The sequence below is a fragment of the Sulfuricurvum sp. genome (genome assembly GCF_023250475.1).
Taxonomy (GTDB): Bacteria; Campylobacterota; Campylobacteria; order Campylobacterales; family Sulfurimonadaceae; genus Sulfuricurvum.
Genome location: NZ_JAHFAQ010000037.1, coordinates 1 through 16,973 on the forward strand (window position 1 = coordinate 1; position 16,973 = coordinate 16,973).

The window sequence follows — 16,973 nt, forward strand, 5'->3', positions numbered from 1 at the left end:
AAGCTTTTCAGCTTGGCCGGACGGTCAATATCATGGAAGTGTGCGGCGGACATACCCACACGATTATGAAATACGGTTTGACTCAGCTGCTGCCCGAGAATATCAACTTTATTCACGGACCGGGATGTCCCGTGTGTATCATGCCCAAAGAGCGGATCGATCATGCTTATGTTCTGGCACAGCAGGAAGATGTAATATTGCTCACCCTCGGCGATATGATTAAGGTTCCCGGAAGCCACGGCTCGCTCCAAAATGCCCGAGCCAAAGGTGCGGATGTCCGTTACGTCTATTCACCGATGGATGCGCTGAAAGTGGCGGAGGAAAATCCGACCAAAAAAATTATTTTCTTTGCCATCGGATTTGAAACGACGACGCCGATGAGTGCGGCATTGCTCGATACGGTGATTAAACGAGATATCAAAAATATCTTTTTTCATATCAATCACGTTACCGTACCCGAAGTGATGAAAGAGTTGATCGACAGTCGAGATGAACACGTCAACAGTTACGATCACCGTATCGATGCTTTTATCGGACCGTCGCATGTCAGTGTTATCAGCGGATCGAAGATTTATGAGGTTTTTCCGAAACATTACCGTATTCCCGTCGTTGTGGCAGGATTTGAACCGGTCGACGTAATGGAAGCGATCTACATGATGATCAAGCAGTTTAATGAGGGACGCAGCGATCTGGAAATTCAGTACAAACGGCTTGTCACCCATGAGGGGAATCTCAAAGCCCAAGCTTTGATCGAGAAGTATTTTGAGAAAGTGGATCTGTTCAAATGGCGGGGGATGGGAAATGTCCCCAACAGCGGTTTAAAACTGCGTGATGCATTTGCGGCGTATGACGCCGAAGTGCTTTACAAAGAGGTTCTTCCGTATGATGAGATCGATGACCATAAACTGTGCATTTGCGGCGATATTTTGCGCGGATTCGCCAAGCCTCAAGAGTGCAGTGTGTTCGGTACGGCATGTAAGCCGAGCTCTCCGTTGGGGAGTTGTATGGTGAGTTCAGAAGGGGCATGCGCCGCCTATTATAAATACGGGAATCTATTATGACAAAAAATATTGTACTCGCCCAAGGCAACGGCGGGGAAGAAAATGCCGAGCTGATCTCCAAAATATTTTACAAACATTTTAAAAATGAGATTTTGGAAAAAAGCGAAGATGCGGCAATCATTGACGGCGGGCGCTTAGCGTTTACGACCGACAGTTTTACCGTCAGTCCCATCTTTTTTGACGGCGGGGATATCGGAAAGCTGAGTATCTGCGGTACGTGTAACGACCTTGCGATGATGGGGGCAAAACCGACCTATATGACGTGCGCCGTGATCGTCGAAGAGGGTTTTTCGGTTGAGGAATTGGAGAAGATTGTCCGATCGATGAAAAAAGAGCTGGAGATTAACGGTGCACTGATTGTTTGCGGCGATACCAAAGTGGTTCCGCGCGGAAGTGTCGATAAGATTTTTATCAATACGACGGGTGTGGGTGTGGTTCAAAAGAGTGGGATCTCCTCGAACAGCGTGAGTGAAGAGGATGTGATCATCGTCTCCAACGAGATCGGCAAACACGGAGCGACGATTTTTGCCAACCGCGAGGGGATGGAGTTCAGTAGTAACCTCCAAAGCGATTGTACGTCGTTATGGCCGTTGGTCGAAAAACTTCTTTCTGAGGGGATTGCGATTACCGCGATGCGGGATGCGACACGCGGCGGTGTGGCGGCGGTACTCAACGAATGGGCGAAGCAGTCCAAAGTATGTATTGAAGTGAACGAAGAGGCTATCCCCGTAAGCGATGATGTTCGGGGGATTTGCGAGATTTTGGGATTCGAAGCGTACAATCTGGCGAATGAGGGGACCTTTGTCCTCGCGATCAAACGCTCCGATGCCGAGCGCGCGCTGGAGGTATTAAAAACATTCGAGCAGGGTACAAAGGCGAGTATCATCGCTTCGGTAACCCATCAGCATGAGGGGCGGGTTCTTTTGCTCAGTCCGTGGGGATCGAAGCGGTTTATGGATTTGCCGACGGGTGAATTATTGCCTCGAATATGTTAATCGAGGCAAACCTTGCGTATTTTATTGGTGGTCAGCGCTTTTAATTCGCTCTCTCAGAGGGTATTTTGTCATCTAAGAGACCGAGGCGAGAATGTCGGAGTTGCTTTTGCGATTACCGATACGCAGCTCAACGCGGAAGTGGAAGCGTATGCACCCGACATTATTATCGCACCGTATTTAAAAAAGAGAATCCCCGAAGCCATCTGGAGTACGATACCGGCCTTTATTCTCCATCCCGGAATTGCGGGAGATCGGGGAGCCCATGCACTGGATTGGGCCATTTTAAATCAAGCCCCTGAGTGGGGCGTGACGATATTGCGTGCTAACGGCGAGTACGATGCGGGAGATATTTACGCGCACGGGACGTTTGCTATGCCGCTGGGGAGCAAAGGGTCGATTTATCGCAACGAAACGACCAGTCTCGCTATAGGGTTGACGGATGAATTACTGGACGTACTTAATGAGCCGACATTTATTCCGATAGCTCAACATGAAAACAGCTTGAGTGGTTCGGCACATAGGGCAATGACCCAGAGTGATCGACGGATCGACTGGGAAAACGATTCCACCGAGAGTATCCTTGCCAAGATTCGATCCGCCGACAGTCATCCGGGGGTTTTGGATACGATTATGGGGATAGAATGTACCCTCTACGGTGTGCACAAAGAGGGGAAACTTCGCGGCGGGATCAAAGAGATTCTGGCAAAGCGCGAGGGGGCGATCTGTCTGGGAACCAAAGACGGAGCGATCTGGATCACCCATCTCAAAGCACGTCATCAGCCCAGTATCAAACTCCCGGCGGCTTACGTACTCAAAGAGAGGCTCAAAGGGGTTCGGGAAGATCGACTGCCGCTGTTTGTCGATCCCGCTTTGGAGACATTCAAAGAGATCACCTATTATCAGCGCGACGCGATAGGGTATCTCGGATTCGATTTTCATAACGGTGCGATGGGAGCCCATCAGTGCGTTCGGTTGAAATACGCATTCGATCATCTCAAACAAACCGATATTAAAGTACTTGTATTACTGGGAGGAGAACAGTTTTTTTCCAACGGGATTCATTTGAATATCATGGAAGATTCAAAAAAATCGGATGAAGACGGATGGTCGAATATCCATTCGATGAATGAAGTCGTCAAATCGATCTTGCTGTGCGATGAGATTCTTACCGTAAGTGCATTGAGACGCAACGCCGGGGCGGGAGGGATGTTCTTAGCTCTTGCGGCTGATTTTATTGTCGCACGCGAGGGGGTGGTACTGAATCCTCACTACCAAACACTCGGATTACACGGAAGCGAGTATTGGACCTATACGCTTCCGCGCCGTGTCGGAGGTGAAAAAGCGGAGGAATTGACCAATGGATGTCTTCCGATCAGTGCCGTTCACGCCCGATCCATAGGGTTGATCGACACACTCTTATCTGAAAATGATGAGACCTATTTAGAACAACTTCACATCTATTGTAGGACGCTGTGTGACGACGAAGAACGCTATGATGAACGTTTGGAGAGCAAACGTCAAAAAATAAATCATACCTCTTTTGCGGAGGAGATTCAGAGTTATCGTGAGGTTGAGTTGGAACAGATGTATCCGAGTTTTTATGATCCAGCCAGTGATTTTAATCGTCTGCGCAAAGATTTCGTCTACAAACTTTGTCCGATACAGACACCGAGTTATTTAAAAGGAGTAGGATATGCATGAATATTCGATCGTGCAGGCATTGTTGACACAATGTGAAGAGATTGCGGCACAAAATGAGGCGGAGTCGGTGACAAAAATTATCGTCAAAATCGGCAAAATGTCCGGAGTAGAACCCCATCTGCTTGAAATCGCGTTTAATACGTTTAAAGAAAAAACCGTATGTGACGGTGCTGATTTTGTGATGAATGTTCAGCCGCTGGTGATCGAGTGTAAACAGTGCGGCACGGCGACCGAGTTGGGTGAAATTTATTATAAATGTCCGGCATGCGAAAGCCTGGATGTCAAAGTGATCGACGGTGAAGATATGTATTTAATGACCTTGGAAATGGAGTAGAAGATGCAAGAATATTGGGAATTGTATATGAAAACGATCGATGGCAATATTGCCTCGGTTCTGGTGAATGCGGGGATTTCGGTTGAGCTGCCGAGTGAGGACAAATTTTATGTCGGATTTATCAAACTTACGATGAAGGCTCCGAATGACAAAGGGCTTATTTCTGAAGAGGAAGAGGCTCAGCTCTCTTTCATCGAGGATAAGATTGAGATGGAGTCCCTTCGCTATCGTATCGGAAGTTATGTCGGGAAGATCGTATCGAATGGCGAGATGACATTTATCTATTATCTTAAACACGATTTTGAATGGCCTGATGCTGTTCAATCTGCGATGAAAGAGTTTGATACTTATACGTATGAATACGGTTCGAAGATGGATTCGGAGTGGGATATTTATCATAAGCTCCTTTTCCCGACGTCTATCGAATGGCAGATTATTCAAAATCACAAAGTATGTGACCATTTAAAATCGCAGGGAGATTCACTGCACATCAGCAGAGCGATTGAACATAAAGCCTATTTTGAAACGAGCGGGCAACGGGATGCTTTTATTACCCAAATCGAGTCGGAAGGATTCAGCGTTAAAAATTTGATCGATCCGACAGACAATACTCCGATGTTCGGGCTCAGTTTCTATCGGCAGGACAAACCCTTTTATTACGACATTGACAGTTTGACGCTCTATTTGATTGATCTTGCTGTCCGATTTAGCGGCGCGTATGACGGTTGGGAAACCAGTGTTGTAAAAATTTAGCAATAATTCACTGAAACAGTGTTCACTTTTAAGAAAGTTTAATCTATTCACGGCGATAATGTGTATATGAACGTCTCACATTAATATCAAAAGGAGTAGAGAATGAATACTGAGGAAATTATGAAAAAAATAAAAGCGCAAGAGGGACTCTCACGTCGTGATGCCCTTAAAATGATGGCGCTTTCGCCGGTAGCCGCATCAGTATTGGCGGGAACGGCAGCTCCGGCAACGTTAGAAGCTGCAGCATCCACTGCGGTAGGCAAAATTGTGATCGTCGGAGGCGGAGCAGGTGCGTTGATGGTACTTGCCCGCTTACGTCGAGCGCTTGCCAAGCCGGATATTACGATTATTGCTCCCAATGAAAAGCACGTTTATCAACCGGGACAGATTTTTGTTGCGGCGGGTGAATACGCACCGGAAGATATTATCTTCGATAACACCGGCTATATCGGTGATGATGTAACCTGGATTAAAGACGAAGCCGCTACGTTTGATCCCGATAATAATAATGTGACGACAAAAAACGGAACCGTAGTGACGTATGATTATCTCGTCGTCGCCACAGGAGTACAGTATCATTATGAGCAAATCGAGGGATTGAGCGCTGATATGATCGGACAAAACGGTATTTCAAGCGTTTATCTCAGTGATCTCGCTGCCGGAACCGCTGAGGGGGGGACAATTACCCACGAATGGTTCAAAGCGGTACATGAAGCGGCAAAAACCTCTAAGCCGCGTGTTATCTGCACCCAGCCCTCTACTCCGCTCAAATGTGGCGGCGCACCGCAAAAAATTCTCTATCTCAGCGATGATTTCCTCAAGCGTGACAAACTGAGTGCAGATTTTACTTTTGCAACCGCAGGTGAAAAACTTTTTGCACTTCCTGAAATTGATGCGGCTATCCAAAAAGTACAAAAAGGGTATGGCAATATCACCAATAAATTCGGACATGAACTGATCCGTATCGATGCGGAGAAAAAAATAGCAACATTCCACCATAAATATCAAGTACAAGGTGAATTCGATAAAGAATACAACGAATATGAGATGATCGAGAAAGAAGAAGAGGTGGATATGGAGTACGATTTTATCCACATTACTCCTCCGACGGCGGCAGTCGATGCGGTTGCAAATTCGTTGCTCGGATGGCAAAAAGGGACAGCTAAAGGGTGGCTGGAAGTTGATCGTGAGACACTCCAACACCGCAGATATAAAAATGTTTTCGGAATCGGAGACGTATGCGGTATCCCGATCGGAAAAACGGGGGGAAGCGCACGCCATCAAGGGCCGATTGTTGTCGGGAATTTGATCTCGATGATGGAGAAAAAAGAGCCTGCTCTCAAATTTGACGGTTATACGGTTTGTCCGCTCAAAGTGTCCTACGGCGAAATCATTATGGCGGAGTTCAACTATGAAGGGCTTGCTCCTTCATTTCCACTCGATCCGGCGCAGCCTCGATGGGTATGGTGGGCATTTGATCTTTATATGCTCCAGCCGATGTACCGCTATTTGATGCTAAACGGATTAATGTAAAACGGTATTTGTTACAGAAATACACATGATGTTAAAAATTGATCTAAAATAGTCATTTTTTAACACTATTTTTACATTTAGGAACACTGTTTGCATTAGGATACACAATATAGGAAATTGTTATCCAAAAGGTGTATCGCATGGGAAGTGAATATGTGTTGAAGGATACTGATTTTTTGGTATCGCAGACAGATGAAAAAGGGATTATCCTTTTTGCCAACGAAGATTTTTGCAAAATTGCCGGTCATACGATAGAGGAACTTGTGGGGAAGCCTCACAGTATTGTTCGCCATCCCGATATGCCCAAAGCCGCATTTAAAGATTTATGGGATACGGTTAAAAGCGGCAAAATTTGGACCGGATATGTCAAAAACGCAACCAAAGACGGAGGATATTACTGGGTATATGCCACCGTTTATCCAAACGTCGGATGTGATAGCAATGGAAAATGCGGTTATTTATCGTGTCGTCGTAAACCCTCTTCGGATGAAATTGCTGAAGCAGAACGTCTTTATAAGACTATGAGTTAAGGACGTGAACATGAATAATTCAGCAAAAATAGCAATACTTATCGTTTTGGCGGTAATCGGAGTTTTGGTCGGAGCTATCACACAAAGTGTGGGTGCTCTAATCGGTGTTATTATAGTTATGGCATTAGTGTCGATGGGACTGATGATGAGTCCAAATAATGATCATGATGATGTTCTAAAACATTTGGATAATTTTCTTCAACTCATGCAGTTTAAACGTAATCGTCTTCCAAAGCTCGAAGCTGAATCCGGAAGTATCGCAGATAAAATCAACATCTTGGCAAAAGCACACGAAGATATGCTTTTGAGCGATACCCTTGTCGCCGGCGAAATGGTGCTGTTGGCGGATAAAGTAAGAAGCGGTCATTATATGTGCCGCGTCATGAGTGATACAAAAACCCCTCATGTCCATTTGCTTCGCAAAACAATGAACTCCATGCTGGATGCGACCGAAAAAAATATTGACGGTGCGACAAAAGTCCTAGAAGCGTTGAGTGAAGGGAAATTTGCTACTCGCGCCGAGGTAACAGTCGAGGGGAAAATGGGGCAAATGTTGATGAGAATCAACGATCTGGGCAGCGCGCTGCAATCGATGGAGCAGCAAAACAATGAGGCCAAAGAGATTTTGGACAATAATACCAAGCATCTTAAAGGGACGATCGAGGAGCTACGTTCCACGAAGTTCGTCGAACTCAACGGTATGATCAACTCTACCGTAGAACGGATCCAAAGTGTGGCCGGAAAAGAGCATGAACTCTCCGGAAATCTTCAAGCCCTCGTAGGAAATGCCCAAGAGACGAAGGCTATTTTAGTCACGATCGGCGATATTGCCGATCAAACCAATCTCTTAGCCCTTAATGCTGCGATTGAAGCGGCACGTGCCGGTGAACACGGACGAGGATTTGCCGTGGTTGCCGATGAGGTTCGCAAACTCGCTGAGCGAACCCAAAAAAGTCTTGCCGAAATCTCTGCCACCATCAATGTATTAATCCAAGCGATCAACGATAATAGCGAATCATTGCATCAGAATATGGACGAGATGGTGGATTTAACCCACTATGTCGGGACGGTAGATCAAAAAATGGATGAGCTTCTACTCTCTATGGACGCCATGAGCTGATAGTCTCGGGGCTCACCCCGTACGATTTCAGCAAGATCGCCGCTCCGTTCACATCGCCGCTTTCCATTTTGAGAGATGCGGCATAAATTCTCCCCAGCACCCCGGTATGAGATATCAAAGCTTCTTCAATCTCGTACGTCGGGTGGAGTGTTCGCAGAAGAGACTCCATCGGAATATTCATTAACCCTTCCAGCAGTGAGAGCATCGCAATAAAATAGATATACTCCATCTGACTTTTGGTGAAATCAGGGGAAATTTTCTGCAATAAGAAAACCATTCTGTCAATTCTGCATTGGGCAAAAACGGCATGAGAGTTTTTCTCATCGATGGCTTTGGTCCCTGATTTCGAGTAAATAAGGAGGAGTAGCCATTGCATGAGGGCATTTTTTCCGAAACGTTCGATCATCTCGCGTATCGAGACAATCCCCTCAATGTATTCGGGATGTACGGACCGGAGAAACTGAAAGAGCTGGAGAGAGAGGATACTTTGATGCTTGAAGGTATCGCATATCTCCTCTATCGTGGCATCGTTTTGCAGGAGGGAAAAGAGACTCATTACTTCCACATACTGCGGATCGATTCGTCTTTGTGTGATGAGGTGTGCTCGGGCAAAATAGAACCCTTGAAAATACTCAAATCCCAACGACGTATACGCTTCCGCCATTTCATAAAACTCTACTTTTTGGGCAATAAGTTTCATTTTTCCATACGGATTCGGCAAAAAATTAAACTGTTCGATATCGGTTTGCATAACGTCAAATTTGGCAAATTCCATAAAAGGAAACAAAGTGGAGAAAGCCTCAAAATAATCAGGGTGAAACGAAGCGTTGTCCAAAGCAAAGCGGTATCCAAGCGAATGATAATAGCGGATTGCTTCATAAATACGGCCATTGAATTTCATGGAGGCCGAGAGTTCAAAGACAAATTTCTCTTTGGGGAGGGTTCGAAGGATATTGGTCAGCAGTAACGGTCCGTCGGTATTGATAAAGGCCGGTATATCACCGAACATCGAAGCGGAACCGATTTGATTCAGCAGATTGACCAGCACGGCCGCCGTGGCATGTCTTGGGTCATCAATGAGACACTCTCCCGAGGTATTACGATAAAAAAATTCGTATCCGAAAATATTTTCCGCACGATCCAAAATAGGTTGACGTGCAAGAAAGAGATTGTTGTGCATCATTGTTACTTTATATTTTAATGGTTTAAGTGTAGCGTAATTTGAGTATTATTTCAAAAAACAGATGGAATTCCTATGCAAGAACATAATGCAATCTATTTTAAAGAGTATTCTCCGAGTCCCTATACCGTATTGACGTGTACATTAGAATTTATTATTGAAGAGAGTTCAACGCGGGTAGAAAATATCATGGAGATCAAACGTCAAGATCCTCATGCCCAAGAACTTCGGCTCGATGGGGAACTGCTTGATCTGGAACTGATATGGGTCGATGATATTCTTTATGATGAGACAATGTACCGCCTTGAAGAAAATGCCCTTTATCTGCCGTTGGATCAGGATGAAGCACGTATCCGGATTATCAACCGTATCTATCCCGATGAGAATACGGCATTGGAGGGATTGTACCGTTCCGGCGGTATCTGGTGCACTCAAAATGAGCCTGAGGGGTTTCGCCGTATCACCTATTTTATTGATCGTCCCGATGTGATGAGCCGTTTTACGACCAAAATTATTGCCAACAAAGAGAAATGCCCTGTCCTTCTGAGTAACGGTAATCTTCGCGGTACGGCGATCTTGGATAACGGCAAGCACTTAGCTCTTTGGGAAGATCCTATTCCGAAGCCGTGTTATTTGTTTGCCCTCGTAGCGGGAGATTTGGGGAGTATTACCGATACGTTTGTCACGATGAGCGGGAAAAAGGTCGATTTGGCAATTTACTGTGATCACGGGAATGAAGACAAATGCCGCCATGCTATGCGTTCGCTCAAAAAATCGATGGAGTGGGATGAGTACACTTATGGGCGCGAATACGATCTGGAGGTGTACAACATCGTTGCAGTGGACAGTTTCAATATGGGGGCGATGGAGAATAAAGGGCTTAATATCTTTAATTCCCACTACGTACTTGCCGATGAAGAGACCGCTACGGATATTGATTTTATGGGGATCGAGAGCGTCATCGCTCATGAGTATTTTCACAATTGGACGGGGAACCGTATAACGTGCCGTAACTGGTTTGAGCTGACCCTCAAAGAAGGCCTTACCGTATTTAGAGACCAGTGTTTCAGTGCCGATATGAATTCAGAACTCACTCAGCGACTGGATGATGTGAGGGCATTGCGCGAGCGTCAATTTGTCGAAGATGCGGGACCTACCGCCCATCCGATTAAGCCCGATCACTACATAGAGATCAATAATTTTTATACGGCAACGGTCTATGAGAAGGGTGCAGAGGTCATTCGGATGATGTACACGGTGCTGGGACGCGAGAAATTCCGCATGGCGATGGATACCTATTTCGATAAGTTTGATGGACAAGCGGTGGGGACGGAAGAATTTTTGGAGTCGATGCAGTCTCAAAGCCCTGTTGATCTGACACAGTTTAAACGGTGGTATTCGCAGGAGCGTACGCCGACGCTCCACATATCCTCCCGATATGATCCGCAATTACGGCAGCTGACGATGACTATCATCCAAAAAATTCCGAAAAATACCCATAACTGCGAACAACTCCCCTATGCAATGCCGCTTAGAATCGCATTGCTGGCCGAAGATGGAAGCGAATATCCTCTCAAAAGTGATTCTATTCTCCTGTTGCATCGGGATGTCGTGTGGCTGGAGAAAGAGATAAGTGAGATAGTATTCAAAGAGATTCCCTCCTCGGCGTATCTCTCCCTCAATCGAGGGTTCAGCGCTCCGGTAATTATTGAGTGTGATGAGCTTGAGTATCCTTTGTTGATGGCACATGAGCGTGATGGATTTGTCCGCTATGAGGCGGCACACCGCTTCGGTATTGAAACGATCGAAGCGATGATGGCAGGCGAAGCGATCAATGAGCTTTATGTCGAGAGTTACGGTGCGCTTCTTCGTGATCCCTCCGTCGAAGCGATGTTCAAATCGCAGATTTTAGAGCTTCCGACGCTCACGACCATGATGCAGCGTCAGGAGATAATAGATGTTGCGTCCATCGTAAAAGCACACGAAGCCCTTAAGAGAGCTCTCGCGATACGCTATTTTGACGAATTACTCGATATGCTAAAAACCTTATATAACCCTTCCAATACAGATATTGACGGTGAGAGTATCGGGAAACGCGCTCTAAAAAACCGGCTATTGGGGCTGTTGATGAGCGTAGGGGATGAATCGGTTTATGCGCTATGTTTATCCCATTACTACGAGGCGCACTCTATGAGTGAGCGTTTGGCTGCCTTGGATCTTCTTGAGAATTATGCTCCGGTATTAGCCGCACAGGGATTGGACGATTTTTACAATCGTTATAACGATCAAACCCTGGTCATGAACAAATACTTTAGTGTATGTGCCTCTTCACGACGGGAGGGAACATTGGAACGCGTTATTGCGCTACAAGATAATTGTGCCTACGATGTAAAAGTCCCTAATTTAGTCCGCTCTTTGATCGGAAGCTTTGCCCGTAATCCGGTTGCTTTTTACGATGTGAGCGGAGAAGGATTTAGATTTGTCGCCGATAAAGTGATAGAGCTTGACGGGCTCAATCCGCAAATCGCCTCAGGGCTTGCGGGAGCATTTAAAAACTATCCGAAACTTTCACATGAACAGAAAACGCAGGTGGGAATCGAGCTTGAACGGATTAAAAATCATCCGGGACTTTCCAATAATGTGTATGAGATTATTACAAAAATTTTGGAGGCGTGTTAACGTTTCGGTAACAGATTACGTTTTTTTGTCTATCTGAGGTACAATAAATAAGATAAGTATAGAAAGACAAACAGGTATTTAAAACAATGAAACGATTAATAGCATACACTATTTTAATAATCGGTATTCTTCTGAGTATTGCCGCATTTTGGTATTCAACCAAAATTTTTCAAGAGAGAGAACGTCTGCGATTCGAGACGGTAGCGGAACAAATTACTATGAAAGTTAAAGGGAGAATGGACGCTTACCGCGAAACCCTTTATGCCGGGGTTGGGCTGTTTGATTCATCTCAGAGTGTAGAATGTGAAGAGTGGAAACGTTTTGTCACTGCGTTGAAAATCGATGTTAATTTCCCCGGGATACAGGGACTTGGTTTTAGCCGAGTCATACCTCCTAAAAAAAATAAAGATCCGAAAAAACAACAAGAACTTTATACGTCTATTATTTATCTTGAACCTTCTGATTGGCGAAACCGTCGTGCCTTGGGATACGATATGTTTTCGGAAAAGGTGCGCAGTGAAGCAATGCTTCGGGCCCTCTATACAGGAGAAGCGGCGACAAGCGGCAAAGTACGCCTGAAACAAGAAAATAAGATTAATGAACAAGCGGGTTTTTTGATGTATGTGCCGGTTTATCATGCCGGTATGCCGCTGAGGAGTAAAGCTGAACGTCTCGCAGCCCTCAAAGGATTTGTGTATGCACCGTTTCGGGGAAATGATCTTATGCACGGCATATTGGGCAATCGGTATAACGATATAGGGTTAGAAATCTATGACGGGGAGAAGAATAAGAGTAATCTCCTTTTTAGTGGAAATGAAAAAAACTCGACATCGGATACCATGGAGATAGAAACCAAACTTGATATTGACGGAAGAGTTTGGACCCTTTGCTTTCGACCCTATCAAGGTTTTTTTGATGAGTCCGATACCAATGATCCATGGTTTATCCTAGCGTTGGGTATATTGCTCTCTTTTGCCGTTTTTTTTGGAATGATATCGATACTTCGAACCAAAGAGAAAGCTCAGATATTGGCAAAAAAGATGACGAACAAACTTTCTCTTCAAAAACAGTTTTTGGATAATGTTTTTGAAAACAACGCGGCGGGAATTTTTGTCGTAGATCAAAATCGAAATATTATTACGGCCAATCAGCGTTTGTGTGATGTTTTTGGTTATACGAAAGAAGAGCTGATCGGTAAAAATGCCTCGTTGCTGCATGTAAGTGAAGAAAGCTATCTTGCCTGCGCCGCGATTTTTCTAAAAGCCAAAAGCGGTGAGCGGGTTAAAATCGAACACATCTTCAAAGATAAAAACGGCAAAGAGCTGTTTTGCGAGTTTTTAGGGAAGAGGATTGAACTAGAAGAGAATCACTCAGGGGTTATTTGGAGTGTTTTGGATATTACCGAGCGAAAGCGGGTAGAAGCAGAGCTTCGAAGCAGCGAAGAAAAATTTCGAAGTATGTTTATGAAGCAAGATGCTCCGATGCTCCTGATCGATCCGGAAAACGGTTTTATATTGGATATTAACCATTCGGCTGAAAAATTTTACGGTTATTCGGCAGATGAAATAGAAACGATGACAATTGATGAAATCAACACGTTGAGTAAAGAAGAGTTACAAAAAGAGATGGAGTCGGCATTAGCCGAGGAGAGAAATTTTTTCGTCTTTAAACATAAGTTGAAGAGTGGAGAGATTAAAAGTGTTGAAGTACACTCTTCTCCGTTTATACTGGGGAATAAACGGGTCCTTTTCTCAATTGTTTTTGATATTACCAAAAGAGAAAAAGCGGAAGAGGAGTTATTGGCGGCTTCCAGTCTGAATAAAGCGTTATTGGATAACAGTGCTGTCGGAATCTTTTTAGCTTCCCCTGAGCGGATTATTATCGAAACCAGTAAAAGAGCGTGCGCGATGTTCGGATATACATCCGAAGAGATGATCGGGAAAAGTTTCAGGCTTATTCACGTATCTGATGAATTATTCGGAGAATTCGGTGCGCAATATCAGTATCTACTGAGCAAAGGGATAACCAATATCGAATATCCGTTTGTCCGAAAAGACGGGACACAACTGTCGTGCTCGGTTTCGGGAACTCCGCTTGATGAATCGGATTTGTCCAAAGGGATTATCTGGACCCTTCAAGATATTACTGAACGTCAAGCCGTTGAGCGAGCAATGATGATTGCCAAGGAACAAGCCGAAGAAGCCAATATTGCCAAAAGCCGTTTTTTAGCCAATATGAGTCATGAGATACGGACTCCTATGAATGCTATTTTAGGGCTTAGCCAGTTAATACTGGATGCCGATTTGAATCCCAAAGAACAAGATTATCTCCATAAAATTCACAGCTCGTCAAAAATGCTTTTGGGGATTATCAACGATATTCTCGATTATTCTAAAATTGAAGCGAATAAACTTGAACTGGAATGTAAAAGTTTCGATCTGGAAAATGTGTTGGCACAGCTAAGGGTTCTGTTTACCCAAAGCGCTGTGGATCATGGATTGGAGCTCTATTTCTATATGAAAAACGATGTTCCGAGAGTGATTGTAGGCGATGAACTGCGGCTCGATCAAATTCTCACCAACCTTCTCAGCAATGCCCTGAAATTTACCCATCGCGGAACGGTTACCCTGATAATCGAGTTAAAAGAACAATATGAAAATCGAGCCATCATACGATTTAGTCTTAGCGATACGGGGATCGGGCTCAGTGATGAGGAAATTGGAAAACTCTTTCAGCCTTTCAGTCAGGCCGACAGTTCCATGACTCGTAAATACGGAGGAACCGGGCTGGGGCTGGCCATATCCAAAAAACTGGTTAATGCGATGGGGGGAGAACTTGCTCTCAGCAGTATAAAAGGGGAGGGATCGACGTTTAGTTTTGAGATTGAAGCTGAGGTCGTCTCGTGGGAGCAGAATCATACGATGATGCAAGAGGAGTCGTATAAGATTCTGATTGTGGACGATCAGGAGATTTCACGTATCATCCTTAGAGATATGGCGGAGAGCTTCGGATGCAAAACCGATGAAGCATCCGGGGGTGACGAAGCGCTTAAAATGATTCTCAAAGCGGATGCGGAGAAACGGGGATACGATGTGGTTATCATGGACTGGTATATGCCGGGAATGGATGGAAAAGAGGCAATTCGGCAGTTGAATCAATTGGAGAGGGAAGGGGTCTTGAAAACAAAAGTTCCTTCTATATTAATGATAAGCGCCCATTCCAAAGAGGATATTCATATAGAAGAAGTGGACATAGAAGCCTTTTTGGCAAAACCGGTGACCAGTTCCACTTTGTTTGATGCCCTGGCCTCGGTCAAAAATGGGATACATTCCGTTATGGATATTCCAGAGATCCCGGATTCTCCCGATTTGAGCAGTTTGAATGTGCTTCTTGTCGAGGATAATGAACTTAATCAAGAAGTTGCACTGCTGATGCTCAAAAAAGTAGGGATAGAGGCCAAAACGGCTCAAAACGGTAAAGAAGCGGTAGATATTTTCTTATCGAATCCGGATTATTTTCATATTATTTTGATGGATTTGCAAATGCCGTTAATGAGCGGATACGAAGCGACGGCTATTATCCGAAAATATGACAAGAATATTCCGATCATTGCTCTAACCGCTGCGGCCATGGTAGAAGATAGGGAAAAAGTGTTGGAAGCAGGAATGAATGACCATTTAAGCAAACCGATTGATACCGATGAGCTTTATAAAAGGATTGTCCATTGGTGTCATAGAACGGATACGAATACTAAGCGTGCTTTGCCTTTACATGATAGTACGGATGCTTCTATCCTTGATACAACGTATGCTCTTAATCTTGTCAGTGGAAAAAAAGAGTTACTGGATACATTACTCTTTAAATTTCTTGCCCAGCTCAATGGAGAATTTTCCGAAATACCGAAACGGATCGCATTGAATGATCCATCAGCCGCATCTCTGATTCATGCCCTTAAAGGGGTAAGCGGAAATCTTGGCGCTAGAGCGTTGTATGCTCAGTGCAGTCGAATGGATACTCTCTTTAAAGAGGAAAAAGTCATTCCGGATGAAGAGATTCAACGATACATGGAAACGGTTAAAGCGCTTAAAGATCAAATTCAAGAGATGACGAGTGAGGAGAGGATTCCGATACATTCATCATCAAGCTTATCTCTTCAGGAGCTAAAAACGCTTTTGGAGCAGATTCAAAACAATCTCAAAACGGGGAGTATGGTGCAGTTGGAAGATCAACGTTATTTGATGGAAGAGATTCGCAGATTTGTCGATCAAAAAGAGCTGATGCGGTGGAAAGACGCCATGGATGAGTTTGATTATGACAGTGCATTGGAGATAATGAACGAATGGAAACTATGAAAACGATCATCCAAAAACCTACTATTTTAATCGTGGACGATATGGCCGCCAATATAGCCATCCTCTCTGACCTTCTTCAGGATGATTATAAAATCAAGGTGGCAAAAAGCGGCCAAAAAGCGTTAGAAATTGCCAAAGGGATTGAGAAACCCGATCTGATTCTTCTGGATATTGAGATGCCTGAAATGAACGGATATGAGGTATGTAAAGAGCTGAAAAATAATCCTGTAACCAACGGTATACCGGTGATTTTCGTCACGGCACGCAATGATGTTAAAGACGAAGAGTACGGACTTAATCTCGGGGCAGTGGATTATATCTCCAAACCGTTTCATCCGACCATCGTTAAAATCAGGGTGAAGAATCATATCTCCCTCAAACTAAAAAGTGATTGGCTTGAAGAACTTTCCCGGATCGACGGTTTGACCCATATTCCCAATCGGCGTTATTTTGATGAAGAGTATCAGAAAAAATGCAAAGAGATGATGAGAGAGCATAAAACGGTTGCTCTGCTGATGATCGATGTTGATTATTTTAAACGTTATAACGATCACTACGGTCATGGTAAAGGTGATGATTGTTTGATAAAAATTGCCGGGGCACTTAAATCCGCATTAAAAAGACCCAGTGATATGGTTGCCCGCTATGGCGGAGAAGAGTTTATTGTCCTTCTTCAAAATATTGATGAAAACGGTGCAAAAAATGTGGCGGAGAGCCTGATCAAAGCTGTAGGGG

12 protein-coding genes are annotated in these 16,973 nt (G+C 44.5%); 11 read left to right on the forward strand and 1 reads right to left on the reverse strand.

All coding sequences use genetic code 11. From position 1 onward, the window contains the following. From hypD to Q0C19_RS05190, 8 genes are all read left to right on the forward strand, one after another. Window positions 1-1,061, forward strand: a 1,061-nt coding sequence (hypD, locus tag Q0C19_RS05155; RefSeq protein WP_295053455.1) for a hydrogenase formation protein HypD, incomplete at its 5' end; no start/stop codon positions are given. Beyond that, a complete protein-coding gene (hypE, locus tag Q0C19_RS05160) occupies window positions 1,058-2,056 on the forward strand; it encodes a hydrogenase expression/formation protein HypE (RefSeq protein ID WP_295053458.1) in 999 nt (332 codons plus the stop codon). The genes hypD and hypE, both read left to right, overlap by 4 nt. 12 nt (window positions 2,057-2,068) lie before the next feature. After that, window positions 2,069-3,757: a hydrogenase maturation protein gene (locus Q0C19_RS05165; RefSeq protein ID WP_295053461.1), complete on the forward strand. Its 1,689-nt coding sequence runs from the start codon at window positions 2,069-2,071 to the stop codon at window positions 3,755-3,757. Further along, entirely contained in the window at window positions 3,750-4,091 is a 342-nt protein-coding gene (gene hypA / locus Q0C19_RS05170) for a hydrogenase maturation nickel metallochaperone HypA (RefSeq protein WP_295053463.1), read from the forward strand. The genes Q0C19_RS05165 and hypA overlap by 8 nt, the downstream gene beginning before the upstream one ends. A 3-nt stretch (window positions 4,092-4,094) precedes the next feature. Next, on the forward strand, window positions 4,095-4,844 hold the full coding sequence (locus tag Q0C19_RS05175; RefSeq protein ID WP_295053464.1) for a DUF695 domain-containing protein: 750 nt from the start codon (window positions 4,095-4,097) through the stop codon (window positions 4,842-4,844). A 102-nt stretch (window positions 4,845-4,946) separates the two neighbouring features. Beyond that, window positions 4,947-6,377, forward strand: coding sequence for an FAD-dependent oxidoreductase (locus Q0C19_RS05180; RefSeq protein ID WP_295053467.1), 1,431 nt, complete (start codon window positions 4,947-4,949; stop codon window positions 6,375-6,377). Between the two features lie 140 nt (window positions 6,378-6,517). After that, window positions 6,518-6,907 carry a PAS domain-containing protein gene (locus tag Q0C19_RS05185; RefSeq protein WP_295053468.1) on the forward strand — a complete coding sequence of 130 codons (390 nt, stop codon included), beginning with the start codon at window positions 6,518-6,520 and terminating at the stop codon, window positions 6,905-6,907. Between the two features lie 700 nt (window positions 6,908-7,607). After that, entirely contained in the window at window positions 7,608-8,027 is a 420-nt protein-coding gene (locus tag Q0C19_RS05190; RefSeq protein ID WP_295053481.1) for a methyl-accepting chemotaxis protein, read from the forward strand. On the opposite strand, the gene Q0C19_RS05195 is transcribed toward Q0C19_RS05190, so the two are convergent. Further along, window positions 8,008-9,210, reverse strand: coding sequence for a hypothetical protein (locus tag Q0C19_RS05195; RefSeq protein ID WP_295053470.1), 1,203 nt, complete (start codon window positions 9,208-9,210; stop codon window positions 8,008-8,010). The two genes, Q0C19_RS05190 and Q0C19_RS05195, sit on opposite strands and share 20 nt — an antisense overlap. A 72-nt stretch (window positions 9,211-9,282) precedes the next feature. Here Q0C19_RS05195 and pepN point away from each other — a divergent pair, with 72 nt between their 5' ends. From pepN to Q0C19_RS05210, 3 genes are all read left to right on the forward strand, one after another. Next, the gene (pepN, locus tag Q0C19_RS05200; RefSeq protein ID WP_295053472.1) at window positions 9,283-11,886 is read left to right on the forward strand and encodes an aminopeptidase N; all 2,604 of its coding nucleotides are present in this window, start codon (window positions 9,283-9,285) and stop codon (window positions 11,884-11,886) included. An 86-nt stretch (window positions 11,887-11,972) separates the two neighbouring features. Continuing rightward, window positions 11,973-16,238 carry a PAS domain S-box protein gene (locus Q0C19_RS05205; RefSeq protein ID WP_295053475.1) on the forward strand — a complete coding sequence of 1,422 codons (4,266 nt, stop codon included), beginning with the start codon at window positions 11,973-11,975 and terminating at the stop codon, window positions 16,236-16,238. Next, the coding region (locus tag Q0C19_RS05210; protein WP_295053478.1) for a diguanylate cyclase at window positions 16,226-16,973 on the forward strand (748 nt) is incomplete at its 3' end. The genes Q0C19_RS05205 and Q0C19_RS05210, both read left to right, overlap by 13 nt.

Excerpts from the sequence above, each read along its gene's own strand:
- Q0C19_RS05195 (WP_295053470.1), bottom strand. The coding sequence starts at position 9,210 with ATGATGCACAACAATCTCTTTCTTGCACGTCAACCTATTTTGGATCGT.
- Q0C19_RS05180 (WP_295053467.1), top strand. The coding sequence starts at position 4,947 with ATGAATACTGAGGAAATTATGAAAAAAATAAAAGCGCAAGAGGGACTC.
- hypE (WP_295053458.1), top strand. The coding sequence starts at position 1,058 with ATGACAAAAAATATTGTACTCGCCCAAGGCAACGGCGGGGAAGAAAAT.
- pepN (WP_295053472.1), top strand. The coding sequence starts at position 9,283 with ATGCAAGAACATAATGCAATCTATTTTAAAGAGTATTCTCCGAGTCCC.
- Q0C19_RS05185 (WP_295053468.1), top strand. The coding sequence starts at position 6,518 with ATGGGAAGTGAATATGTGTTGAAGGATACTGATTTTTTGGTATCGCAG.
- Q0C19_RS05175 (WP_295053464.1), top strand. The coding sequence starts at position 4,095 with ATGCAAGAATATTGGGAATTGTATATGAAAACGATCGATGGCAATATT.
- Q0C19_RS05190 (WP_295053481.1), top strand. The coding sequence starts at position 7,608 with ATGATCAACTCTACCGTAGAACGGATCCAAAGTGTGGCCGGAAAAGAG.
- hypA (WP_295053463.1), top strand. The coding sequence starts at position 3,750 with ATGCATGAATATTCGATCGTGCAGGCATTGTTGACACAATGTGAAGAG.
- Q0C19_RS05205 (WP_295053475.1), top strand. The coding sequence starts at position 11,973 with ATGAAACGATTAATAGCATACACTATTTTAATAATCGGTATTCTTCTG.